Below are 24060 nucleotides of genomic sequence, written 5' to 3'. Positions count from 1 at the left end.
ACCTCGAAAGGACTTCTCCCACATGTTCGCTCGACTGGGCGCGATCGTTGTGCACAACCCGTGGAAGGTGATCGGTCTCTGGCTGTTCATCGTGATCGCGGTGGTGGCCACAGCGCCGCAACTGAAATCGACCACCGACCAATCCGAATTCCTGCCATCGCATTACGAGTCGATTCAGGCAATGCAATTGCAGCAGAAGGCATTTCCGCAACAGCAGGCGCCCGCGGCGCTGCTCGTCTTCGTCCGCGCGGACGGCGCACCGCTGTCCGAGGCCGATTCGGCGAGCGTGACGGCGATCGCGTCGAAGCTCGACGACCAGAGAATAAAGGACGTCATCGGCATCCAGGCCGTTCCGGCCTCGGAGAATCGGTTGGTGCAGATCGCCGCCGTGCAGATGACGAAGGTGACCAACGCGGGCGATACGACGCAGAGCGATGCGGTCAAGAGACTGCGCGACGCATTGCGCGATCAGATGCAGAGTTCGGATCTGAAGGCGGGCGTCACCGGTCAGGCGGCGCAGATGCTGGACCAGACCGAGTCCGGTGAAAAGGGGATGGCCATTATCGGCATCGCGACAGTGGTGCTGATTCTGGTGTTGCTGCTGATCATCTTCCGCAGTCCGGTGATCGCGCTGCTGCCGATTGTCGTGATCGGCGCGGTCTCCGGCACCGTCGGCGGCCTGATCGCGATGGTGAGCAAGGCCTTCGATCTGAAGGTCGACAGTTCGGTGAATTCCATTCTGCTGGTGGTGCTTTTCGGTGTCGGCACCGACTACATCCTGTTCCTGATGTTCCGGTACCGGGAGCGACTGCGGGCCGGCGAGGATCCGAAGACCGCGATGGTCAGTGCGGTCACCAAGGTCGGCGAGGCGATCACCTCGGCGGCCGGTGCGGTGATCATCGCGTTCATGGCGCTGACCCTGTCCACGCTCGGCATGTTCCGTGCGCTCGGTCCCGCGCTGGCGATCGCCGTCGCGGTGGCGCTGCTGGCCGGTCTCACGCTGGTGCCCGCCGTGGTTTCGCTGTTGGGCACCAAGGTGTTCTGGCCGTCGAAGGCGTGGCAGCAGGAGCCGAAGGGGGCGCGCTTCGGTGCGATCGGCGCGGCGATGGGGCGGCGGCCCGGTGCGTTCGCGGCGGTGTCCGGTGGGCTGCTGGTGGCCCTGGGTGTGCTGGCGTTCGGCTTCCATCCGACGTTCGATCTGAGCTCGGGCTCGACCTCGGATTCCTCCGAATCGACGGTCTACAACAAAGAATTGCTCAAGGGCATGCCCGCCGGGTCGACCCAACCGTCCGAGGTGCTGTTGCATTCTGACAACGGCGCACCGCTCGACGCTGACCAGCTCACCGCCTACCGTGCCGTACTCGCCGCGGTGCCGGGTGTGAGTCAGGTCGGGGCGCCGACGGTATCGAGTGACCGACTGGCCGCCGACTTCCAGGTGACCCTCAATGGTGCGCCCGAATCGGATGCCGCGCTCGATACGGTGCGTGATCCGCTGCGCGATGCCGCGCATTCGGCGGCACCCGCGGGCACTACCGCTGTGGTGGGTGGCATCTCGTCGGTGTACGTCGACTTCCAGGACGCGATGGTGCACGACTACAAGATCGTGTTCCCGGTGGCGGCGATTCTCATCATGATCGTGCTCGCGCTGCTGCTGCGCAGTCTGGTGGCGCCGTGGTACCTGATGGCCTCGGTATTCCTCGGCTTCGCCGCGACGCTCGGTGCGGCGGTACTGGTTTTCCAGCACTTCCAGGGCAACTCCGGACTGATCTTCACTCTGCCGGTGATCATGTACCTGTTCGTGGTGGCACTCGGCACCGACTACAACATTCTGATGGTCGCTCGCTTGCGTGAGGAGGCGCGGGCCGGAAACGAGCCGAAACAGGCTGCTGCCCTCGCGGTTCGGCACACCGGTCCGACCGTCGCCGCGGCCGGTGTAATCCTGGCGGGCACCTTCGCCTCGATGATGTTGGCGGGCAACAATGTGCTGGCACAGATGGGCTTTGCGATCTCGGTGGGCATCGCGATCGCCGCATTCGTCATGGCGATGTTCTTCACCCCGGCGGTGACCGCGCTGATCGGGCACCGTGCCTGGTGGCCCGGGCATGGGGATCGGGATTCGAAGGGTGCGTCCGAGCGGATGTCGGCAGATACGCGCTCGGATCCGTACGCGTACTCGGATACGTTCCACAACTAAAGGCCGAACAGGCAGCGGCAACAGGTCGAACCTCGCAACAGAGATCAATCCAGCCGCTGAGTGAACAGGGCCGTCCGACTCGGGATATCCAAGTCGGACGGCCCTTCTCGTCGTCCTCAATGGTCGTTGCCGCATACTCAGCGACTACCTCGCATACGGCGCAACCTATGTGAGGTAGTCACTCGGTATGCGTGAGCAGGAATCACCGAACGCCGCGCTGCCGACTGTGCTGTTGCGCCGCTGCTGACGTCGCGCTGTCGCCGCTGGTGCAGCGTTGCCGTTGCCGTTGCCGTTGCCGTTGCCGCTGGCCGCTGCGCCGCTGCCACCCGTTCGCTGCTGCTTCTGCTGCGTTGCCGCCGCCGGGCCGTCGCTGCCGCTGCTGTCGTTACTGCCGCTGTCGCTTTCGCGCTGTCACTGCTGTTGCTGCTGCCGCCGAGCCGCTGACGGCCGCAGCTGCGCGGCATTCGTGTGTGTGGGGAGCACCGAATGTCGCCCTGTCGTTCTCGCTGCTGCTGCCGCGCTGCAACCGGCCGCAGCGGCGCGGTATTTCGTGAGTGGGAGGCACCGAATGTCGTCCTGTCGGTGCTGCTGCCGTGCTGTTGTCGGTTGCCGTGGTGAGGTCTGGTTAGCTGCTGATTGCGTAGGGGCGGCGGACTCGGCGGGCGAATTCCAGGACTTGGGCGATGGCGGTGCGGGAGAGGCCGACTTCGGCGCCGATGCTGGTTGGGGTCCAGGATTGGTCGGCGAGCATGAGGATTTCGGCGAGTTGTTCCACGGGGATCACCGAGAGGCCGCGGCCCGCGATTGCGCGGGCGACCGACCACACCTCGATATCGTCGCTCTCGGAGCCGAGGCTCTCGGTCAGCAGGTTCTCGGCCGAAAGTGACTGCACGACTTCGCTGATCACCTCGCTGGTGGTGCGACGAGGTGCGTCCTCCGGAACGAGTTGCCCGACCTCGGCCTCGGATGCTGCGGCCTGATCCTCGTGATCGGCTGCGGAATTGTCGGCGCTCGAACTGCGGTGACCCTCCACTGCTCGTGTGATTCGTTCGTCCGGCGCCGGTGTCGCGGAACCTCGGGTAGCACGCTGGGGTTCGGTGGGTGTGCTTGTGCGTGTGAGGGTTTCGGTGCGAGTGCTGGACTTCGCAGGGCGGGGAGCGTCAGCTGGCGTGCCCGTGCCCCCAGCGGTTGCGGTGCGGGACACCGTGGCGCGATCGGTGTCGGCCTGGGCCCGGTCCCCGGTGTCCGCACTGGTCTGCGCGACGGATTCGACCGTTGCCGTATCGAAGATGCTCAGCTGCGACTGCGCTGCAGGGTGTGCTGCGACCCGCTGCGGTTCCGCTTCTCCGACAACAGAAGTCGCGCTCGCACTGCGATTGGAACGTTCGTCGCGACCGGACGCCCTGGTCGTGGCATCGGGCTCGAGGCCCGCAGCCGCGGAGGCCGTGCGCTCGTCCGGCGTGCTGGCGTCGGCCGCCATTGCAGTCCGGAGGTCGATATCTGTAGCAGGAGCTGCGTCTGCTGTGGCAGGCAAAGCCCCACGATCGGCGGCCGCAGGTGCTGTACGCGCCTCGAAGCCGCTGGTATTGGAAGCCGTGTGCTCGTAGCGAGTGGAAGCAGTAGTCGCGGACGCGGTACGGACGTTGGCGGCAACAGTCGTGTGCTCATCGCTCGCAGTTGCCGCGGTCCGGGGCTCGAGTCCTGCTGCGGCAACAGACGTGTGCTGGTCGCGGCCGCTGGCACTCGGCGTAGCCGTCCGGGGAGCTGAGCCTGTGCTCGCGGAAGTTGTGCGCTCATCGGCGGCGGGCGCCAGCGCGGTCCGGGGATCGAAACCTGTTGTGGCAGTGAGAGACATGCGCTCATCGACAGCGGTCGCCGCGGTCTGGGGATCGAGACCGATTGCGGCAGGAGTCGTGTGCTCATCGTGGGGGCCTGCCGCATTGGATACAACTGTCCAGGGCTCGGAACCTGCGTCGGCGAAAGTCGCGCGCTCATCGGCACCGGTCTGTGCGAATCCGTTCGCGGCAACGGCCGTGTGCTCGTCGCGGGTGCCGGTGGCGCTCGGCGCTGCCGTTTGTGGCGCGAAGTTCGTGTCGGCGAGGGTCGCGCGCTGAGCGGCACCGGTATTGGGGAGGAATCCGTTCGCGGCAACGGCCGTGTGCTTGTCGCGGGTGCTGGTGGCGCTCGGTGCTGCCGTTTGTGGCGCGAAGTCCGGGTCGGCGAAGGGCGCGCGCTCATCGGCACCGGGCCTTGGCGCGTCTCGAGGCTCGAACCCGGCAAAAGTCGTGTCCCGAGCATTCATCGGTGCCGTCGCGGACTTGCCGAGCGCAGTGGCGTGAGCTGCGCGCTCGGCGCTCGCAGCGGTGTCTGGTGTTATGCGCTGATCGAGGTCCGAGGCATGAAATGTGTTCTCGCCGAAGCTGTTCGCGGCGCTCGCCGACGTATGCGCCGGCAATGTTTCGTTGGCGTGGGTATAGGGCCGCGCGGTGTCATGGATCGGATCTGTCGCACGCACCGCGTGACCAGCGCGATCGTCGCTCGGGAGTTGTTGGGTGAGACGGCCGTTCGTCGAGCGGGTGCTCTGTGCGTGATAGACAAGCGTTTCCGTGCAATCGAGGCGCGAGACGGGAACCGCGTCGGGTTGGGCGGCCCGCCTCGCTGCATCGGCGACGTGGGGATCCATATCGACCGGGAAGCGGACACCGGCTTGGTCGAGCAGGGGATCGAAACCCCTGGCGGCGAGCAGTTCTCGACGGTCGGTGGGTTCATCGGCACGGAACGTATCGATGGGTGCGCCACGTTCGGTGGTGACTCGATGGCGGGGCGGCAGGTCGGGTTCGTCCTCGACCATCGGTACACCGTCGATGAGCAGGGCGTATCGCGCGGAAACCCAGGCGTGCAACCAGATCACGACGCCGACCATGACCGGTGCGATCGCGTATTCGGCGGCCTGACCGAAGGATCCGGCGGCCAGGTGCGGGCCCGCGTTGAGCGCGATGGTCGTGCCGAGCAAGGCGGTTTCGAAGAAGACGACCTTGCCGCGGTCGAGTTCGCGGCCCCAGCGGGCGGCCGTCGTCGCGGCCACCATGATGGTGATGATCGGGATCGAGATCATCGCCTCGATCCCATAGCTCAACCAGTACAGGGGATCTGCCATATTCCCGCTGGGCACCAGGTTGTGCTGCACATTCACCCCGGCCCACACCATGCCGAGCACCACGACGGCGATCAATGCACGCGAGGACCATTCGGCCCGCCGGTACAACTGGGCAAGGCGCGCATCCTGATTCGAGACCCGCCGCCGCGCCGCCAGTGCGCGCCGATGCCAGCGGGCGTCCGCGTCATCGGCGCGCTGGATGGCGGACATGGTTCGCCGGTTGCGCTTCTCCGCCGTGAGTTCATCCTGGACAGCCCGTTTCCGCTGCCCCCGCCGCTGCGCCCGAACCCATTGTGCGAGTTCGCGTTCCGCATCGATCTCGTCATCCGATAATGCCTGTACCAGCGCCGCGTCATCCTGCAGCGGCAGCCGCCCCCGCGCGTTCGCAACCCGCTCGGCCAATGCGGCGATCTCGGACCTACCGGTCGACTGTTTGTCGCGCATCGCGAGCCTTCCCAGGAGCAGGTGTCATACCGACGCAGACCTACATGCTCGAACATATGTGTGATCGCACCGAGATTAAACCGGTACCCGCCCGAGGTCAATGCTGCGCACCCCGAAAACTCGAACAAATGCGCGAATCGCAAGGTCCCGGGCTTGCGCTGAATTAGGGTCAGCTGAGGGTGGTGTGCCAGACGATGGCGGCGGCCAATGCGCCCGCGCCGTTTATCGACCAGTGCAGGGCGATGGGCGCCAGGAGGCTGCCGCTGCGGCGGCGCAGCCAGGTGAAGACGACGCCCGCGGCGGCGGTGGCGAGGACGGCGAGCAGGATGCCGATGATCTGACCGGCCGGGCCGCCGCCGATGAAGCCGGTCAGGCCGCGGTTGCTGGTGGTCAGGCCGAGGGAGGAGGCGATATGCCAGAGGCCGAACAGCAGGGAGCCTGCCGCGAAGACACCGCGGACGCCGTAGACGCGGTCGAGCGTGCCGTGCAAAACACCGCGGAAGGCCAGTTCTTCCGGAATCGCGGTCTGCAGCGGGATGACGATCATCGATGCGATGAGCGCGCCGGAAATGGTGGCGTAGCGGTCGGCGAGGAAGAACGGCCGGGTGATCGGCAGCAGCGCCCCGACCGCGACCACCGCGAGCACCAAGCCGACCGCACCGAGCGCCCAGAGCGTGCTGCGTCGCCACTGCCGTGGTGCGAGTCCGAGTTCGGACCAGCCGAGTCCACGTCGCCGCATGAGCCCGAGCAGCACCACGGCGGCGATCGGAACGGTGAGGATGCTCGCCCACGCGGTGGTGAAGTGGGCGATCAGATTCGTGCAGGCCAGGACGATCACCACAACGGCCACGTCGAGATAGGCGTGCAGTTTGTGGCGGGGCGGTGCCGCTGCGCCTACCCACCCCGTCGGCTCCGCCGACTGCCCTTCGTCGAGGTCCTGTTGAAGCATCCGGCCCAGTCTACGGATGCCCGCAACTGGCGCGGCGGCTTCGGCTTCGGGGGGTTGCGTCATCAACATGGTCGTACCTTGTTTCGCGCTACGCTCGGTCGGCGTTAATGCCGACCCCGCCAACCCTGCGGATCCGCCCATGCCTGCAGCGTCCGAGCACTGTCGAACCGGCGTGGTGCGCCGCTGATCGGGTCGGTGAATTCGAGTGATGTGGCCAGCAATTGCAGGGGCCGAGTGAAGTCGTGCACAGATTTGTCGGTGAGCACCGGATAGAAGTCGTCGCCGAGGATCGGAATGCCGAGTCCGTTCATATGTAACCGCAGTTGATGGGTGCGCCCGGTCAGCGGTCGCAGCCGGTAGCGGCCGAGGCCCGCGCGCTGCTCGAGCAATTCGATCCAGGTCTCCGCATTGGGGTCACCCGCCACCTCCTGCGCGGCGAGCACCTGCTTCTCCTTGATGATCCGGCTGCGCACCGTGCGCGGCAGCGTCAGCTCCGGATCGAAGGGGGCGATGGCCTCGTACTCCTTGCGCACCGTGCGCTTGTGGAACATCGTCTGATAGGCCCCGCGTCGGGCCGGATTGATCACGAAGAGCACCAGCCCCGCCGTGACGCGATCGAGCCGGTGCGCCGGAATGAGATCGGGTAGGTCGAGTTCGCGACGTAGCCGGACCAACGCCGTCTGCAGAATGTGCTGGCCGCGCGGAATCGTCGCCAGGAAGTGCGGCTTGTCCACCACGAGCAGATCGTCGTCGCGGTAGACGATCGGGATATCGAACGGAACTTCGGTCTCATCGGGTAGGTCGCGATGGAACCAGACCGCGCCCCCCGGCACATACGGCGCGTCCGGTGCGATCGGACCGGATAGATCGACGATCCCGCCCGCATCCAGCAGCTCATCGATGCGCCCGGCGGGAACACGAGGCAGCCGATCCACCAGATGGTCCCGAATGGTCGCCCAATCGCCCTGCTCCGGTAGGCGGAGCCGGGCCGGATCCAGGCCGTGCCGCTTGGGCAACGGCGGCTGCTGCCTCCTTCTCATCACCGACGACCTTAGTCGGCGACGAATCCCCAGCTCACGGCCGGGTCGGGCTCAGAATCCGCGCAGTCGGTCCGGGATGATGCGCACTGTGACCGAGTAGTCGGCGTGGAACTGTTCCTCGGTCATCGACAGCGAGGCGAGTCCCTCGGCGTATTTCTCGGTGAACGCGGCGACTTCGGCCGGTGTCGCCCCGGTTTCGTCGATTCGCGCGGTGCCGGTGAGAATCACCACGTCGCCGCCGGTCGCGGTGCTGTTGAGATGCAGCGACACCCGAGAATTGCGGGCGATATTGCGCAACTTCGGCTTGTCGGCCTGGCTGAAGATCAGGAATTCACCGTCGCGCCATTGGAACCACACCGGATTCGGCTGTGGTGTTCCGCTGCGGCCGACGGTGGTCAGCCAGATGACATTCTCGCGTTCCAGGCGGGCGGCGACCCTGGCACCGAATGCGGTGCCGGTGTCTACGACGGGCGTGGCGGAGCGATCGGATTCGGTGGTGGTCATGATTCTGCCAACGCCGACAGCGTGCAGTCGATTCCGCGGCGGCGCGGTTGCGCGATTACGACTACGGCTCGGCGCGTTCGTCCAGCACCATTCGCCGGGACTCGACCAGCGTCTGCCGGGCGCGGCGGCGGACCTTGCAGCTATCGACACTGCAATTCAGATGTACCTGCATCGCTCGGTGTGCCTGTCGCTCGGTCAAGGTGCCGGGATCACGGCGGCAATCGCCGATATTCGAAATAATTGTCGTGACAAACATTTTCACATCTCCAACCGCAGTCGCAATCTGTGTAGCTGCATAAGCTAGTAATGCTCGTGCGCGAAAGTTGCTGGGATGGTGTGCCGTTCACACAAGCTTCCCCGGCACGTCGAACATGTGTTGCCAAGTGCGATGAGAGAACCGGTCATTCGGTATCGAGCAGGTGCGGGTTCCCGCGGCAGCCGGTCGGTCGTCGCTCGCCACGCTCGGCTGCGGCGTGGAAGTCGTTGTCGGAGGAAAGATCTCACTGTGCGGGTTGCACATCGAACTCTTCGGCAAGTGTCCTACCCTGTGCGGGATTTCGGCCGGGTGAGCAGCAGCGGCCAGCGTGTGGCTGTGTATCCCCTTGTTGGCGGGTCTTGTGAAGTTGCCCAGATCGGCTGCGTCGTCGTCTGTGTATCGACAGCCGGGATTTCGGTAACACCGGGATGAACTCGGCGCTAACGTGATCCGCGAATCGGCTCCCGACGGGCAGCGGGATCGATGGCACGAGGTAACAACGGGTGTTTCCTCGAATTGCTTGACAGTAGTCCGACGAACCATTCCTGGCGGTTGGTTCGGAAAGTAGATCGCCGCGCGCTATGCGGCGAAGATCATTGTGCGAGGGGATGTTCCAATGCCGACAGGGGTGGCGCCGTCGAGCGCACAAGAGTTCGCTTCCGATAGATACACGAAAGGGCTTGCGGTATTCGAAGAATGGCAACTGCACCGCTACAACCGCGAGAGCTATCTCGGGCATCCGTTGCGCACAGCGCAGCTGGGAATTCGCTATCTGACGCTGCCGCATTATTTCGGCAGAGTGCCGCCGATTCGGCTGTGGTTGCGGCGGTTCGGTGGGCCACGCGTTCTGCCGGATTTCGCCTGCGTCGGCGCGCTGAAGTGCGGCACCACCGACCTGGCCAGCTACCTCATGCAGCATCCGAGCATCCTGGCGCCGCTCACCAAGGAGATCGGGCACGGCTGCCCGCACATGTGGGGCCCGTTCTTCCCGACGGAGCGGCAGAAGGCCGAGGTGATGCGATGTACCGGCCAGGCGCTCGCGGGCCATTTCGACCCACTGCTGCACGATCTTCCGTTGATCGACAACTACAGTGCGGCCCGCCCCGACGCCAAGATCGTGATGATGTTGCGCGACCCGGTGGATCGCGCCTACTCGCACTACAAGTGGGATCTGTTCCTCAGTAACAAGGACGGCCTGCGCGCCGTGCCGTACGGCCACACCTTTGCCGACTACATCGGGTACGCGCTGGAGATGTTCCCCGCGCCGCCGCCACCGACCGCGCTGCCCTCCATGCCGGTGCTCGGCACCGGCGTCTACGTCAATGCGGTGTCCCGCTGGCTCGAAGCGTTCGACAAGGACAACGTCTACATCGTCACCGCCGAGGACTTCTTCGCCGATATCTCGAAGACGGTGTGCGGCATCCACGAATTCCTCGGACTGCCCGCCGTCGAGCCGGTCCGTCATCACGTCTTGAACCGCAATCCGCTCGAATTCCCGGAGCCCGACGAGGGTTCGGTGGCCCTGCTGCGCGAGTTCTATCGCCCGTGGAACGAGAAGTTGTTCGACGTGATCGGGCGCGACTTCGGTTGGAATGACCACTAGATAACTTAGCCTAACCTACCTTCTCGGCCGATCTTGTGTGAAGATGGGTGCCGATTCCGGCGAGAGGCTCCGCGAGGGAGCGAGAGGGGCGAGGCAGATGACGGTGGAGGAGACCGGAAACCGGCCGCCCAAGACGGTGCTGAAGGCGCGAAAGCAGCAGGAAGCCGCGGCGCGCAAGGAAATCCTTGCGCCCGTGCGCCGCACGCTGACGCTTGCGAGCATCATCGTGGCCACTGCCTCGGTCGGCACCGTCGTGCCGTTCGTGCTGATCGTCGCGGCCTGCCGGGAACTGCTCGCCGACCAGGTGGATACCGATCGGGTGTGGCGACTGCTGCTGATCGCGGTGCTGGTGCTCGTCGCGCGCGGACTGCTGCAGGCGGCGGCACTGACCTGGTCGCATCTGGTCGATGTCGGATACCAGCTCACGTTGCGCCGGTTGTTGGCGGCCAAGCTGACCAGAGTGCCGCTCGGCTGGTTCGGTGAACGCTCCTCCGGCGAGGTGAAGAAGTATCTGCAGGACGATGTCGAGGCGTTGCACTATCTGGTCGCGCATGCGCGACTGGAGTTCGTCGGCGCGCTCACCGTGCCGCTGGTCACCCTCGGCTACCTGGTCAGCGTCGACTGGCGACTCACGCTGGCACTGCTGATTCCGCTGATCGCCTACATGGTGCTGTTCAGCCGAATGATGGATCAGGACGGCCGCGATCGCATGGCGGTCTATACCCGCTGGGAGCGCCGCACCCAGGACGCCACCATCGAATTCGTCGACGGCATCCAGGTGGTGCGGGCGTTCGGTCAAGCGGGCAAGGCGCACACCGTGTTCCAGGAGGCGGTGGACGGACAGGCCGACAGCCTCAATCGGTTGAAGATGCCGATCATTCGCATCCAGTCGGCCTCCGACATCGTGGTCACGCCGGTCTTCGTAATGCTGGTCGTCGTGATCGCCGGACTCGCCGCGGTGGGACTGGATTGGGTCGCGCCGCTGGATGTATTGCCGTTCTTGCTCGTCGGCCTCGGGCTCGGCAGTGCGCTGCTCGGTCTCGGATACGGAACTCAGGCGCTGCGGGCCGCCGGTGCGGCCGCGGTGCGCCTCTACGAACTGCAGCAGACACCCGAATTGACTGTGCCCGAGGCGATATCGGCTCCCGATCCGGCGGCCGCGGGTGTGGTGCGGTTCGAGGGCGTGAGTTTCGGATATCGCGCGGATCACCAAGTGTTGCGCGAGATCGATCTCGAGCTGCGGCCGGGCACCATCACCGCGCTGGTCGGGCCGAGCGGGTCGGGTAAGTCGACGCTCGCGAAGCTCCTGCCGCGCTTCTACGACGTCGGGGCCGGGCGAATCACCATCGCGGGCCGCGATATTCGCGACTTCTCGACCGAGGAGCTCTATCGCACAGTCGGATTCGTCTTCCAGGATGTGCGCTTGATCCGCGGCAGCATTCGGGAGAATCTGCGGCTGGCCCGAGCCGACGCCGACGATGCCGCACTGGAACAGGCGGCACGGGCGGCCCAGATTCACGACCGCATCCTGGCGCTGCCGCGCGGCTACGACTCCGAGATCGGCGTCGATGCGACGCTGTCGGGCGGTGAGGCGCAACGACTTTCGATCGCCCGCGCGCTGCTGGCCGATACTCCGGTGCTGGTCCTCGACGAGGCGACCGCCTTCGCGGATCCGGAGTCCGAGGCTGCGGTGCAGGATGCGCTCGCGGTGCTGGTGGCGGGTCGGACCGTGCTCGTCATCGCGCATCGGCTGCACACCATCACCGGCGTCGATCGGATTCTGGTGCTGGAGAAGGGATCCCTGGTCGAACAGGGTGGGCACGCCGGTCTGCGCGAGGCGGGCGGTACCTATCAGCGACTCTGGGAAATCAACGAGGCGGCTCTGGGCGCGCTCGCGCTGGTCGGAAATGTCGAGGTGACACGATGATTCGCAAGGTGCTCGGGTTGATTCCGGCGGAATTCGCCCATCTGACGCAGAAACTGTTGGCGGCCATCATCGCTCAGGCGCTGAGTCAGGCGGCGGCGTATCTGCTGTTGGTGCCGGTGCTGGAGGCGTTGTTCGACAACGAGCTCGGCCGCGCCTGGTTCTGGGCGCTGTGGATGCTGGCCGCGGTCGCCGGGGTCGTCGTCTTCGGATATCTGCAGGCCGTACTCGGTCTGCGCATCGGCGTCGGCATGCAGCGCGGGCTGCAGACCAGGCTCGGCGATCATCTGAATGCGCTGCCGCTCGGCTGGTTCGAGACGCACAGTGCCGGGCCGCTGTCGCGGATCGTGGTCGAGAACGTGCGTGAGATCCAGGGCCTCATCGCGTATCTGCTGACCAAGGTGCTCACCAGCATTGTCGTTCCGCTCGGTGTCGCCGTCGGCATGCTGTTCATCGATTGGCGGATTTCGCTCGCGATGCTGCTCGCCGCGCCGGTGCTGTTCGTGGTCAACGGTCTGGCCAATCGCGCCTACACCCGCTCCGATGCGCGGATGCACGAGACGGCGGCCGAAGCCGATTCGCGGGTGGTCGAATTCGCACAGGCGCAGCCGGTGCTGCGCGCCTTCGGTGCGGTGGGACCGGGCAACCGGGCGCTCGACACTGCCCTGGCGCGGCAGCGTTCGGCAATCACCCGGTTGATGTTCGCTTCTGTGCCCGGTCTGATCGTATTCGCACTGTTCGTGCAGGCCGTGTTCCTGGTGCTGGTCTACATTGCGGTGGGCCGGGTTACCGACGGCGCCGTTTCGGCGGCGGCCGCTATCGCGCTCATCGCGGTGAGCTCCCGGTTCATCGAGCCGCTGAATCAGGCCGCGCAGTTGGGCAATGCGTTGCGATCGGCCGCGGCCGCCGCCGACCGGGTCACTGGATTGCTCGCCGAACCCGTACTGCCCGAGGCGAAGTCGTCGGTGACACCGGGTGCGCCGTCCGTCGTCTTCGATGATGTCTCCTTCGGCTACCGGCCGGGTGAGCCGGTGCTGGCGGAGCTGAGTTTCGAGGTGCCCGCCGGGACCACCACCGCGATCGTCGGGCCGAGCGGCGCGGGCAAGACGACACTGCTGCGGCTCGCGGCGCGTTTCTACGATGTCGATTCGGGTCGGGTCTTGGTCGGCGAGCACGATGTGCGCGAACAGCCGTCGGAGACGCTGTTGGATCAGCTCTCGCTCGTCTTCCAGAACGTCTATCTGTTCAATCAGTCGGTGGCGGACAACATTCGGATCGGCCGCCCCGATGCCACCGACACCGAACTGCGGCGCGCGGCCGAGGCAGCCAGGGTGGACGAAATCGTCGAACGGCTGCCCGACGGCTACGACACCGCCGTCGGCGAGGGCGGTGCGACACTGTCCGGTGGTGAGCGGCAACGGGTTTCGATTGCCCGCGCGCTGCTCAAGAATGCGCCGATCGTGCTACTCGACGAGGCGACCAGTGCGCTGGATCCACACAGCGAGGCGGTCGTGGTGCGCGGGATGCACGAACTCACCAGGGATAAAACGGTAATCGTCGTCGCGCATCGGCTGGCCACCATCGCGCATGCCGATCAGATCCTGTTCCTCGATGGTGGCCGGATCGTCGAACGCGGTACGCACGCCGAACTTTTGGCGCTCGACGGCCGGTATGCCGACTTCTGGAACGAGCGGTCGCGGGCGACCGGTTGGCGGTTGGAGCCCGCACCGGTCTAGGGGACGGGACCGCCGTGGATATTCGGGTGACCGATCGCCGCTGCCCGGATATCCCCGTCCTGGAGGAATGCGACCAGAATATCGTTGGTCGCGCGCTGCGTATCCACCGGTCCGCGCTCACCGCCGATGAATTGGGCGACGGCGAATCGCACCGGCGCGGCGAGGAATAGCGGCACGTCGGTACGGCTGGCGAGATCGGATACGAGTCCGGTGTAGAACGCGCGGGGCGCGCCGTATCCCGGTGAGAACAGGACCACCGGCCAGCGTGCGCGTTCCGCGCTGATCGGCACGTCGGCGTCGGCGTGGGTATCGATGCGGCCGTAGTTGTGCATGATGAAGCCGGGAATCTGTGTCACCCGGCTCGGCAGCCGTTCCTGGCCGTCGAGATAGACCCACTGCCGCCCCGAGGTGTCGTCCGTCGGATACCACGCCTGCACAATGACATTGCGTCGATCGGCGGTGGAATCGGTTGATGTCTCCGGTCGCTGCTCGTCGATCCAGCGAAAGATCGCCGAGCCGATGCGGTATCGGCCGGTCGGCTCGGGCAGGGTCGGGACCGGCGGAATACTCCACGGCAGAATCGCGAGCACAGCGAGCAGGCCGACGGTCACGGGTGCGAGGACGGTGCGAACTCGACGCTTACGCGTCGGCTCGGTGACCTGCGTCCGGCGCGATCGGCTTACGACGAGCACTGTCGCGGCCACGATCGCCAGGTAGCACGGCACCATCTGCCAGTAGAAATCTTCCAGCACGAACTGGATCAGGCAGCCGAATACCAACAGCGGCAGCGCAACCGGCAGCGCATAGGCGACCCGCCTGGGAAATACCGCCGCGGCCATCGTGAAAAGGATGGCGGCGGCGGATACAACTGCGTCGATGACCGACATTGCCCGCTCGCTTCCGTGCCACCGACATCCGGCGGCAATTCGAGCATCAGCATCGCGCATCGGGGTGCACCGATGCGTCGACACAAAGTCGCGATCAGATCATCCCGGAGGATGACCCGCCCCGCTGTCTGCTCGGCGCTGCCGAGGAGAGTCGAAGGTGGCCGGGGCTGTCATTTCCAGTACGCGCGGGATTTGATGGCGGTTTTCGGGAGCTCGTGGGTGGTCTTGAGCGCCTTGACGATCGACCGCGTGGTGTGGCCGTCACACGCGACCCAGGCGAAAGCGTCCTTCGGGCATTCCATTTCATTGGCCTGCTCGCGCAGCAGCCGGCCGTTGTCGATCCGCTGCACCCATTTCACCTGGTGGTGCGGCTTATTGCGGACCGGGAGCCCGGTGTCGGATTCGTATTGCCATTCCAGCCAGACCTGGGCGGGCACGTCGCCGATCGCGTCGAGCAGGGAATTGATGGCGGGCAGCGACGCGGTATCGCCGAAGATGACGAACTCGCTCGGGAGTGGGTCGGGCAGTTGGAAATCCGAGCCGAGCACCGAGACATCGATCTGGTCGCCGACGGCCGCCTTTTGCGCCCACATCGAGGCGGGCCCGTGGTGCACCGCGAATTCGATCGAGAATTTGTTCCCGTCCGGATCGGGATCGACCAGCGTGTAGCCCCGCTGATGCTCGCGCTCACCGTTCGGAATCCACAGCCGCACCCACTGCGTCGGATGCACCGGATGATCGGCGAGCAGTCCACCCGCGTCGAATCCGAGCCGCATGTATTTGTCGCTGATGTACTCGGTCGAGGTCACCGTGAGCCGGTAATCCTCGGCGCGCCACGCCTTCAGCATCAACCCTTCGAAACCTCTGCCCATGCAGCTAAGGTTAGCCTAAACACACTCTGATGTCGTGGGGTGTCCGGTGAAAGTGTTCCGAATGGCCGTGTGGCCCCGAGGCGGTGATCTGCCTCGGGGCCAACTCGCTTGTTTCGCAGGGGGTTACAGGTTGCAGGGCAGCATCGCGACGCTCGCGATGGTGCATTCGGCCTCGCGGGTCAGCTTCCAGGTGCCGTCGATCTGCTTCCAGGACAGGTCGAAGTACCAGGGGTCCCAGCCGTCGATGGCGGTGGTCAGCTGGGCGGTGAGCAGATCGCCGGAGACATTGACCGGGCCGAGGACGTTCCAGCGGAAGCTCGGCGGCGCCGAGGCCATGACGCTGCCGACCTGGTCGACCAGGCTGAGACCGGCCTCGCCCGCCTCGAGTTCGGCCGCGCGCGCGGAGCGCGACGCTCCGGTGTTCAGCACCAGTTGCAGCTTTGCCTTCAGCTCGCCGAGGCCGGGAGCCGCGGTCCGCATCGGCGCGCCGATGGGCGCGGCGGTGGGCGCGGCGGTGGCCGGCGTCACGGCTGCGACGGTGCCGAATGCGCCGATAACGGCGGCCGCGGTGAGCGAGAACGCCGCGGCGGCAAGGCGCGCCACCGGCCTATTTCTGGTGCTGTGCATCGGATCATCCAATCGTTCGTTTGCCGGGGAGGTGCCGGTCCGAGGACTGGCACTAGAGTGCAATATAAGGTAAGCCTATGCAAAGCTGAAGTCGGAAGTTAGGCGACCCTGGCTACCGCACCAGATCGAACGCAGGAGAACCGTGGACACACTATTGGTGGTCGGCGCCGGGCCGAAAGCCCTTGCGGTGGCGGCAAAGGCGCACGTCCTGCGGAAATTGGGGCTCGCGGCCCCGCGCGTGATCGTCGTCGAGGCGCATGCCGTCGGCGGCAACTGGCTGCCGAGCGGTGGTTGGACCGACGGGCAGCACCGGCTCGGTACCAGCCCGGAAAAGGACATCGGATTCCCGTACCACTCGACTTGGGCGCGCGGGCACAACCGGGCCATCGACGAGGCGATGATGGCCTACAGCTGGACCTCCTTTCTGGTCGAGCACGGCACCTACGCCGAATGGATCGACCGCGGCCGGCCGAGCCCGCACCACCACGTCTGGGCTAAATATCTGCAGTGGGTGGCCCGCGCGATAGATCTCGAATTGGTCCTGGGGACAGTGGATTCGGTCGCGGCGGCCGCCGGCGGCTGGCTGGTTTCGGTGACCGACGCCGCCGCTGGCGACCGCTTGCAGGTCGCTCGAAACAACACTGCTGTGAGCACCCAGATCGACACGGACGCGCTGATGATCACCGGTCCTGGCCACAGCGGTCGGGCCTTGGCCGAACACCCCAGGGTGCTCAGCATCGCCGAATTCTGGGACCTGGCGGGCAAACGCGCGCTGCCGGTCTCCTCGCGCGTCGCGGTGATCGGCGGCGGCGAAACAGCGGGTTCGGCGCTGGACGAGCTGGTTCGCCACGACATGCTGACCATCTCGGTGATCACGCCCAAGGCCACCATCTACACCCGCGGCGAAAGCTATTTCGAGAACGCGCTTTTCAGCGATCCGACGAAGTGGAACGCGCTGAGCATGGACGAGCGCCGCGACGTCATCCGGCGCACCGACCGCGGTGTGTTCTCGGTTCGCGTGCAGGAGAGCGTCATCGGCGACAACCGCGTACATCATCTGCAGGGACGGGTCGTGCGGGTCGCCGAACAGGGCGACGGCGTGGCGGTGACGCTGCGCAACGACCGTCGCCCGGATCTGGTGCAGAACTTCGACCTGGTGGTCGACGCGACCGGCGGGCAGCCGCTGTGGTTTCTGGAGCTCTTCGATTCCGATGCCGCCGATCTGCTCGAGCTCGCCGTCGGCGGCCCGCTGACCCAGCCCAGGCTGGAGGCCTCGATCGGCTACGACCTCGCGGTCTCCGGACTGGACGCGAAGCTCTATCTGCCGAATATGGCGGCCATCGCACAGGGGCCCGGCTTCCCGAATCTCAGCTGCCTCGGCGAACTTTCGGATCGGGTCTTGCGTACCGCCCCGGCGCGTCAGGTCGTCGGTGCGCGGCGGGGTGCGGCCGCCCGGCTTGGCTGATTCGGCCCCGGATATTCCCCAGTACATCTACGTGAGGTTTTCATGCGCATCGTCTCGTTCGGCTTCCAGACCTGGGGCCGCAAAACGCTACAGGCACTGATCGATTCGGAGCACCAGGTCGTGCTCGCGGTCACCCATCCGGCCAGTGCGGACTCCTACAAGGGAATCTGGTCGGATTCGGTCGAGGACCTCGCCTGCGAGCACAACATCCCGCTGCATCTGACCGAACGGGCCGATGCCGAAACCATCGACCTGGTGAAGCGGGCCGAGCCGGATGTGATCGTGGTGAACAGTTGGTACACCTGGATGCCCGCCGAGCTCTACAACCTGCCCCCGCACGGCACCCTGAATCTGCACGATTCGCTGCTGCCCGAGTTCACCGGCTTCTCCCCGGTGCTGTGGGCGCTGATCAGCGGTGCGTCCGAGACGGGCCTGACCGTGCATCGAATGGACGAGGGCTTGGATACCGGCGACATCCTGGTGCAGCGCTCATTGCCCATCGGACCCACCGATACCGGCACCGAATTGGTGTTGCGCGGTATGGAACTCATCCCCGGCGCGCTGCAGGAAGCGCTGCACGCCCTGGAATCCGGTACCGCGCAATGGAAGCCGCAGCGCAAATCCGAGCGCACGTACTTCCACAAGCGTTCCGAACGGGACAGCCGCATCGACTGGAACTGGTCCGCCGTCGATCTGGAGCGTTTCGTGCGCGCGCTGTCCGAGCCGTATCCGCGCGCGTTCACCTACTACCGCGATGAGCGGATCGAGGTGCTCGAGGCGGCGGTCTCGGAGGCGCGCTACGGCGGCACGCCCGGTCGGGTGATCGTGCAGGAGGGCGGCGGCGCGGTGGTGTGTGGTCCGGAGGCGCATCGCGGGCGCAACCGTGGCTTGGTGCTCACCCGGATTCGCACCGCGGACGGTACCGAACATTCGGCCGCGGAATTCTTCACGCGCGGTGGCTATCTCACTGATCGATGAGGCGGCGGCACAGGGGGGTCGGCCCGAATCAGTAGACTTGTTAGGGTAGGCTACGCTAATATCGGGCGACCGTTCAGAAGAATCGACCGTTCAGAAGAAACCAGATCAGTGCAGCGAGCCGGGGGTTGTTGTACGCCGCCGATCGAATGACGCTGCCTGGCGCGACCGTTGCGCCGGGACGTCCGGCGGAAGCGCAGGAGTCAAGAAATGCCAGCAAATCTCGGATGGATCCGGCAATTCCATAAGCCCCGCTCCACCGCTAGCGACTGCTCACAGGTCGCTCGAAACGGCACAGCGCGCCCGCCATTGTTGATCTGCCCGCACGCGGGCAGCGGCGCGTCCACCTATCGCGCGTTCTCGAAGGTGCTCAGCGAGCACTTCGATGTGCTGATCTTCCAGTACCCGGGTCGTCAGGACCGGGCCCGCGAGGCGGCACTCGCCACGCTGCCCGATCTGGCCGCCGGTGCGTTCGCGGAATTCCGGACTTCCGCACACAATCGCGGTCTGCCGCTGACGGTCTTCGGCCACAGCATGGGCGCGATGGTGGCCTTCGAACTGGTGCGCAATGCCGAGGCGGCCGGACTCGAGGTGCGACTGCTCGCCCCGTCCGCCGCGGTTTCGCCGGGCCGGGCTATCGACTTGCCGCCGCATCCGACCGAGGACGAGCAGATCCTCGACCACCTCGGCGCCCTGGAGGGCACCGGCGCCGATGTACTCGGCAGCCGCGAGCTCATGCGGATGGCGCTGCCGGTGGTGAAGGCCGACTACCGCGCCTTCGATGCCTATACCTGTCCGGTGGATGTCCAGGTGCAGGCCAAGATTCATGTGCTCGGCGGTGCCGAGGACACTTTCATCACGCCGCGTGAGCTGTATGGCTGGTCCGATCACAGCGCACAGGAAATCGACGTCACCATCTTCGACGGCGGGCATTTCTACCTGAACGACAATGCCGTCGGTATCGCGGAGTTGCTCGCGCCCGAACTGGATCGCGTCGGATGAGTAGCGAAATGGATCCGATCGTCATCTCCGGTATGGCCGTCGAGGCGCCGGGCGGTATCGAAACGCTGCCCGACTTCTGGTCGGCGCTGGCCGAAGCGCGCGAACTCATCGGACCGTTCCCGCGCAATCGGGAATGGCCGATCGAGGAGTTGCTCGCGCTGCACCGCGCCGAAGGCTGGAGCCGGGTCGCCGATGCCGGTGGGTTCCTGTCGGAGGCAACCGAATTCGATCCGATGTTCTTCGGCATCACCCCGCGTGAGGCCATTTCGATGGATCCGCAGCAGCGGGTCGCGCTGCGGGTGGCTTGGCGGGCGCTGGAGAATGCGGGCATCAATCCGGGCGCGCTGGACGGCGCTGACGTCGGTTGTTTCATGGGTGCGTCCATCAATGAATACGGGCCGCAGTCCGGTGTGGTCACCGAGTACTCCGGATACCGCGCCACCGGGACCGCTCTCGGCGCGGTCGCGGGTCGGATTTCGCACAGCCTCGGACTGATCGGGCCGTCGCTGACCACCGACACCGCGTGCGCATCGTCGCTGACCGCATTGCACCTGGCTGCCAATGCCGTGCGTGCCGGTGAATGTGACTGGGCGCTGGCCGGTGGCGTCTGTGTCATGGGCTCGCCCGCGGCGTTTTTCGAGTTCTCCAAGAACAAGGCACTCGCCGTCGACGGCCACTGTCGCTCCTATGCCGCCGATGCGACCGGCACGCTGTGGGGTGAGGGCGCCGGTGTGGTCGTCGTGGAACGCGAATCGCGCGCACGGGAACTCGGCCATCGGATCTACGGCCGCGTGCTCGCCACCCGGGTCAATCACAACGGCAAGGGCGCACCGCTCGCGGTACCCAGCGCGACGGCACAGCAGCGACTGATCGAGAAGACCTTGGCGGCGGCCGGAATCCAACCGGACGACATCGGCCTGATCGAGGGGCACGGCACCGCAACGCCGGTCGGCGACCCGCTCGAGCTCACCGCCCTCGCACAGTCCTATGGCGGTGTCGACCGCGGCAACAATGGTCCGCGACTCGGCTCGGTGAAGTCGAACATGGGTCACGCGCAGGCCGCCTCGGGGGTGCTCGGCCTGATCAAGCTGCTGCTGAGCGGCTCGAACGGTCAGATCGCGCCGAGCCTCTACGCGGACAACCCGACCACCGAGGTGGATTGGGACGCCACCAGCTTGCGGCTGGCCACGAAACTCGAACCCTGGGACCCGATCGACGGCGTCCGCTGTGGCGCCGTCTCCTCGTTCGGCGTCGCAGGCACCAACGCGCACGCGATCTTGGCCATGCCCGTGCTGGAGGATACCGATGCCTGACTACCGACTACCGGACGGCACCGTCCCCGTACTGCTTTCCTCCGATACGGCCGACGGACTGCGCGGCGAGGCGGCTGCCATCCTGGGATATCTGGAGCGGCATCCCGGAGTGTCCCCGGATCGCGTGGCGGACATGCTGTTTCGCACCAGGGTCGCGCGCCGACGGCGGGCGCTGGTGATGGTCACCGATCGCGTGCAACTACTCGACGCGCTGCGGGCGATCGCCGAAGACGCCTCCCATGCGGCGGTGGTATCGACCGACGCAGCCGCGACCGCCCGCCGGATCGGGCTGGTTTTTCCCGGTCAGGGCAGCCAGCGGCCGGGTATGGGCGCGCTGTACTACGAGGTTTCCGCGGCCTACCGAGCCGAGATCGACGCGTGCGCCGAGATCCACGAGGAGCGTTTCGGCCACGTCAGCCCGCTGCACTATCTGCTCGGGCACGAGGGCGAATACGCCGACGCGGTCTGGGAGGTGCAGCCCGCCTTGATGTTTCATATGGCGGGTCTGGCCGCTATGTGGCGTGCCGTCGGTGTGCTGCCCGCCGCCACCATCGGGCACAGCCAGGGCGAGCTGGCGGCCGGTGCGGTCTCCGGTGTGATGACCCGGCGCGATGCGGTACTCGCGGTGACCCATCGCGCCCGGCTGGTCGAGCGGATCTCGCCGCGCGGCTATTCGATGGCCGTGCTCGGGATGGACCGCGATGACTGCGAGGCGCTGCTGGCCAGGCACTCCGGGTGGGCTGAGCTGTCGGTGGTCAATTCGCCACATATTCTGGCCATCTCGGGGGATCGGGACACCATTGTCGACATGGTCGCGACCGCGACCGCGCAGGGCCAGTTCGCCCGCGAGATTCGGGTCGCCTACCCGGCGCACACCTCGATCGTGGCCGAATTGCGGGCGGAGTTCGAGGAATTCCTCGGCACCGAGATGAGCGGGCCGAATTTCACCGATACCGATATTCCTTGCTACGGAGCCACACTCGGCGCGGCGATCACTCCGGATCTGCAGCACGACGAGTACTGGTACTGGAATCTACGCAACCGGGTTCGCTTCGATCGCGCCATCGTGGCGGCCGCAACCGGCGGCGTCGACACCTTCATCGAGGTCTCCGAACATCCGATGCTGCAACTGGCGGTGCAGGAGAATCTGATGTTGGTGCCGCGTGACCCGGGGCTGCCGCCACGCGATTTCCAGGTGCTCGGCACGTCGCTGCGCACCGCGACGGCGCTGACGGAGTTCACGCGCAACCTGGCCGCGGTCGCGGTCCACGACCTGAATTATTCATGGGATTCGCTGCGCAGCGAATCCGGCGCCGGCACTGTCCAATTGCCGCTTCGTGACTTCCCGAATACCGTGCTCAACCCGCAACGGCTCTGGGCCGCATACCGATCCGCGACGCCGATCGCGCCGCCGGAACCGGTGAGCGCGGAAGCGGTGGGTGGGGGCGAGTACCCGACGCGACTGACCGAGAGCTGGGTGCGGCTGGAGCGACGTGCGCTCGACGCGCCGCGCACACTGCTGATAGTCGACCCCTCCGGGCGATGCGGCGAACTGGCGGCCGCGCTGACCACCGCGGCGTACAACCACGGCGGCAATGCCACGGTTTTCGATCCAGTTCGCCCCGAGCGTGCCCTCGACCACGATGCCGTTGTCATACTGCTGCCGGAACTTCCGGATATGGACGGGCCTACCGCCCTTCGTGAGGTGGCCGAGTTCTATGAGTCGCGGTGGCTACCCGCCATCGACTCGACCGTCACCGACTGCTGGCTGCTGACCATCGGCGGTGAATCCGTGGTGGCCGAGGGTGCCGTGCCGCACCTGTTCCACGGCGCGATTTCGGCCGGATTCCGCTGCATCGGTATGGAACACATCGGCACCGCGTTCCGGCATCTGGATCTCGGCGTCGGCGAGAGCGACGCCGCGCAGGCCGCCGCGATTGTGCGGGCCCTGCATACCAAGGATGAACCGCAACTCGCGCTGCGTACGGGTGATCTGTACGCCAAGCGGCTCGAAGTCGACCAGGAGTCTTCGGGTGCCGCCGCATCCGAGGAACTCGACCACATCGTGATCGTCGGCGGCACCGGCACACTGGGGTTGAAGTTCGGCGCGCACTTCGCCGAGCGTGGCGCTCGACGTATCACGCTGCTGAGCCGTTCCGGGGAGACCGACGCCATCGCGGCTAGGTTGCGTTCGATCCGGGAGAGCGGTGATGGCGAGGTCGTGGTCGTCGCGTGCGATGTCAGCGACCAGGCCGCGGTGCGCGGATTCGCCGATGCGCATGCCGATCGGCCGGTGAGCATGCTGGTGCATGCGGCGGTGAACTACGTCGGTGCCGACCTCGGCGATATCACTGCCGAAAAGGTCTGGGAGATGGGCGGTTCCAAGATTGTCGGCACCGATCTGTTGCTGCGCGCACTGCCGATGAGCGAGGACTGTCGCATCATCATCTGTTCTTCGGCGGCCGCGACGTTCGGCGGCCGCGGACAGATCCTCTACGCCACCGTCAACCGCATGCTCGATGTGCTCGCACAGCGCCTGCGCGCCGGGGGCGCGAATGCCGTTGCGGTGCAGTGGGGCATCTGGGATCTGGCGGGGCCGCTGCATGCGGTCGGTCTGGACCGGGTCACCGCGGCCGGAGTGGTCCCGATGGATCCTGCTGCCGCTCTCGTAGTCGGGATGTCCGACTATGCCGAAATCGGCAGACCCGGCAACCGGCTGGTCGCCGCGGCCGATTGGTTCCAGGTGCATGCCCTCATCTCCGCGCTCGGGTTCGGGCCGTTGCTTACGAATGTTCTCGCACAGGTGCAGCGCCCGGCTCCCGCTGTCGAGCCGGCGCAGGCACCGGTGATTGCGGTAGAGCCCGCACCACGGCCCGCCGGTTCACTGTCCGACCAGGTCCGCATCGAACTGGGCAAGGTGATGGGCGCCGACGGGCTCGACGCCATCGACAGCTCGGTGCCGCTGGTGGCGCTCGGCCTGGATTCGCTGCAGGCGTTGGACTTCCGCAAGCGGGTGCAGGCGGAACTGAACCGCGATCTTCCGGTGGCGGCCATTCTGGGCGGCGCGTCGTTGGACGACGTCGTGCGCCTGATGGCCGACAGCAACGTCTAG

17 protein-coding genes are annotated in these 24060 nt (G+C 66.1%); 10 read left to right on the top strand and 7 right to left on the bottom strand.

Annotated elements, in window-relative coordinates; genetic code table 11:
* Window positions 1–22 precede the first annotated feature (22 nt).
* Complete coding sequence (locus ACQPYR_RS39775; RefSeq protein WP_433624737.1) at window positions 23–2194, top strand: MMPL family transporter; 2172 nt, start codon at window positions 23–25, stop codon at window positions 2192–2194.
* Between the two features lie 625 nt (window positions 2195–2819).
* Here ACQPYR_RS39775 and ACQPYR_RS39770 read toward each other — a convergent pair.
* The 4 genes from ACQPYR_RS39770 to ACQPYR_RS39755 all read right to left on the bottom strand — a co-directional run bounded on the left by ACQPYR_RS39770 (window position 2820) and on the right by ACQPYR_RS39755 (window position 8288).
* Window positions 2820–5795 carry a hypothetical protein gene (locus ACQPYR_RS39770; protein WP_433624736.1) on the bottom strand — a complete coding sequence of 992 codons (2976 nt, stop codon included), beginning with the start codon at window positions 5793–5795 and terminating at the stop codon, window positions 2820–2822.
* Between the two features lie 169 nt (window positions 5796–5964).
* On the bottom strand, window positions 5965–6744 hold the full coding sequence (locus tag ACQPYR_RS39765; RefSeq protein ID WP_433624735.1) for a lysostaphin resistance A-like protein: 780 nt from the start codon (window positions 6742–6744) through the stop codon (window positions 5965–5967).
* Between the two features lie 104 nt (window positions 6745–6848).
* Window positions 6849–7784, bottom strand: a complete 936-nt coding sequence (locus ACQPYR_RS39760) for an RluA family pseudouridine synthase (RefSeq protein WP_433624734.1) — start codon at window positions 7782–7784, stop codon at window positions 6849–6851.
* 51 nt (window positions 7785–7835) lie between these two features.
* Window positions 7836–8288, bottom strand: a complete 453-nt coding sequence (locus ACQPYR_RS39755) for a TIGR03667 family PPOX class F420-dependent oxidoreductase (protein WP_433624733.1) — start codon at window positions 8286–8288, stop codon at window positions 7836–7838.
* Between ACQPYR_RS39755 and ACQPYR_RS39750 the strand changes: the two genes are divergently transcribed.
* The 4 genes from ACQPYR_RS39750 (at window position 8287) to ACQPYR_RS39735 (ending at window position 13807) form a co-directional block, all read left to right on the top strand.
* On the top strand, window positions 8287–8592 hold the full coding sequence (locus ACQPYR_RS39750; protein WP_433624731.1) for a hypothetical protein: 306 nt from the start codon (window positions 8287–8289) through the stop codon (window positions 8590–8592). The genes ACQPYR_RS39755 and ACQPYR_RS39750 overlap by 2 nt on opposite strands.
* Window positions 8593–9160: 568 nt before the next feature.
* Window positions 9161–10147 (top strand): sulfotransferase domain-containing protein, encoded by a 987-nt coding sequence (locus ACQPYR_RS39745; RefSeq protein WP_433624729.1) that lies wholly within the window; start codon window positions 9161–9163, stop codon window positions 10145–10147.
* Between the two features lie 97 nt (window positions 10148–10244).
* Window positions 10245–12074, top strand: coding sequence for an ABC transporter ATP-binding protein (locus ACQPYR_RS39740; protein ID WP_433624727.1), 1830 nt, complete (start codon window positions 10245–10247; stop codon window positions 12072–12074).
* Window positions 12071–13807 (top strand): ABC transporter ATP-binding protein, encoded by a 1737-nt coding sequence (locus tag ACQPYR_RS39735; protein ID WP_433624725.1) that lies wholly within the window; start codon window positions 12071–12073, stop codon window positions 13805–13807. Before ACQPYR_RS39740 ends, ACQPYR_RS39735 begins: the two co-directional genes overlap by 4 nt.
* On the opposite strand, the gene ACQPYR_RS39730 is transcribed toward ACQPYR_RS39735, so the two are convergent.
* From ACQPYR_RS39730 to ACQPYR_RS39720, 3 genes are all read right to left on the bottom strand, one after another.
* Entirely contained in the window at window positions 13804–14694 is an 891-nt protein-coding gene (locus tag ACQPYR_RS39730; RefSeq protein WP_433624723.1) for a hypothetical protein, read from the bottom strand. The genes ACQPYR_RS39735 and ACQPYR_RS39730 overlap by 4 nt on opposite strands.
* Window positions 14695–14864: 170 nt before the next feature.
* A complete protein-coding gene (locus ACQPYR_RS39725; RefSeq protein ID WP_433624721.1) occupies window positions 14865–15566 on the bottom strand; it encodes a siderophore-interacting protein in 702 nt (233 codons plus the stop codon).
* Between the two features lie 123 nt (window positions 15567–15689).
* A complete protein-coding gene (locus ACQPYR_RS39720; RefSeq protein WP_433624719.1) occupies window positions 15690–16193 on the bottom strand; it encodes a hypothetical protein in 504 nt (167 codons plus the stop codon).
* A 142-nt stretch (window positions 16194–16335) separates the two neighbouring features.
* Here ACQPYR_RS39720 and ACQPYR_RS39715 point away from each other — a divergent pair, with 142 nt between their 5' ends.
* The 5 genes from ACQPYR_RS39715 to nbtC all read left to right on the top strand — a co-directional run bounded on the left by ACQPYR_RS39715 (window position 16336) and on the right by nbtC (window position 24060).
* The gene (locus ACQPYR_RS39715) at window positions 16336–17658 is read left to right on the top strand and encodes a SidA/IucD/PvdA family monooxygenase (RefSeq protein WP_433624717.1); all 1323 of its coding nucleotides are present in this window, start codon (window positions 16336–16338) and stop codon (window positions 17656–17658) included.
* A gap of 42 nt (window positions 17659–17700) precedes the next feature.
* Complete coding sequence (locus ACQPYR_RS39710; protein WP_433624715.1) at window positions 17701–18636, top strand: methionyl-tRNA formyltransferase; 936 nt, start codon at window positions 17701–17703, stop codon at window positions 18634–18636.
* 207 nt (window positions 18637–18843) lie between these two features.
* The gene (locus ACQPYR_RS39705; protein WP_433624713.1) at window positions 18844–19635 is read left to right on the top strand and encodes a thioesterase II family protein; all 792 of its coding nucleotides are present in this window, start codon (window positions 18844–18846) and stop codon (window positions 19633–19635) included.
* Window positions 19632–20948 carry a polyketide synthase gene (locus tag ACQPYR_RS39700; RefSeq protein WP_433624711.1) on the top strand — a complete coding sequence of 439 codons (1317 nt, stop codon included), beginning with the start codon at window positions 19632–19634 and terminating at the stop codon, window positions 20946–20948. Before ACQPYR_RS39705 ends, ACQPYR_RS39700 begins: the two co-directional genes overlap by 4 nt.
* Window positions 20941–24060: a nocobactin polyketide synthase NbtC gene (nbtC, locus tag ACQPYR_RS39695; RefSeq protein WP_433624709.1), complete on the top strand. Its 3120-nt coding sequence runs from the start codon at window positions 20941–20943 to the stop codon at window positions 24058–24060. Before ACQPYR_RS39700 ends, nbtC begins: the two co-directional genes overlap by 8 nt.

This window comes from Nocardia sp. CA-120079, assembly GCF_050955745.1.
GTDB lineage: Bacteria > Actinomycetota > Actinomycetes > Mycobacteriales > Mycobacteriaceae > Nocardia.
The sequence above is the reverse complement of the archived record's forward strand: the minus strand, read 5'-3'. Positions and strand labels throughout refer to the sequence as shown.

What these genes read in the sequence shown, in the direction of transcription:
- ACQPYR_RS39775 (WP_433624737.1), top strand. Translation starts at nt 23, where the DNA reads ATGTTCGCTCGACTGGGCGCGATCGTTGTGCACAACCCGTGGAAGGTG.
- ACQPYR_RS39770 (WP_433624736.1), bottom strand. Translation starts at nt 5,795, where the DNA reads ATGCGCGACAAACAGTCGACCGGTAGGTCCGAGATCGCCGCATTGGCC.
- ACQPYR_RS39765 (WP_433624735.1), bottom strand. Translation starts at nt 6,744, where the DNA reads ATGCTTCAACAGGACCTCGACGAAGGGCAGTCGGCGGAGCCGACGGGG.
- ACQPYR_RS39760 (WP_433624734.1), bottom strand. Translation starts at nt 7,784, where the DNA reads ATGAGAAGGAGGCAGCAGCCGCCGTTGCCCAAGCGGCACGGCCTGGAT.
- ACQPYR_RS39750 (WP_433624731.1), top strand. Translation starts at nt 8,287, where the DNA reads ATGATTCTGCCAACGCCGACAGCGTGCAGTCGATTCCGCGGCGGCGCG.
- ACQPYR_RS39755 (WP_433624733.1), bottom strand. Translation starts at nt 8,288, where the DNA reads ATGACCACCACCGAATCCGATCGCTCCGCCACGCCCGTCGTAGACACC.
- ACQPYR_RS39745 (WP_433624729.1), top strand. Translation starts at nt 9,161, where the DNA reads ATGCCGACAGGGGTGGCGCCGTCGAGCGCACAAGAGTTCGCTTCCGAT.
- ACQPYR_RS39740 (WP_433624727.1), top strand. Translation starts at nt 10,245, where the DNA reads ATGACGGTGGAGGAGACCGGAAACCGGCCGCCCAAGACGGTGCTGAAG.
- ACQPYR_RS39735 (WP_433624725.1), top strand. Translation starts at nt 12,071, where the DNA reads ATGATTCGCAAGGTGCTCGGGTTGATTCCGGCGGAATTCGCCCATCTG.
- ACQPYR_RS39730 (WP_433624723.1), bottom strand. Translation starts at nt 14,694, where the DNA reads ATGTCGGTCATCGACGCAGTTGTATCCGCCGCCGCCATCCTTTTCACG.
- ACQPYR_RS39725 (WP_433624721.1), bottom strand. Translation starts at nt 15,566, where the DNA reads ATGGGCAGAGGTTTCGAAGGGTTGATGCTGAAGGCGTGGCGCGCCGAG.
- ACQPYR_RS39720 (WP_433624719.1), bottom strand. Translation starts at nt 16,193, where the DNA reads ATGCACAGCACCAGAAATAGGCCGGTGGCGCGCCTTGCCGCCGCGGCG.
- ACQPYR_RS39710 (WP_433624715.1), top strand. Translation starts at nt 17,701, where the DNA reads ATGCGCATCGTCTCGTTCGGCTTCCAGACCTGGGGCCGCAAAACGCTA.
- ACQPYR_RS39705 (WP_433624713.1), top strand. Translation starts at nt 18,844, where the DNA reads ATGCCAGCAAATCTCGGATGGATCCGGCAATTCCATAAGCCCCGCTCC.
- ACQPYR_RS39700 (WP_433624711.1), top strand. Translation starts at nt 19,632, where the DNA reads ATGAGTAGCGAAATGGATCCGATCGTCATCTCCGGTATGGCCGTCGAG.
- nbtC (WP_433624709.1), top strand. Translation starts at nt 20,941, where the DNA reads ATGCCTGACTACCGACTACCGGACGGCACCGTCCCCGTACTGCTTTCC.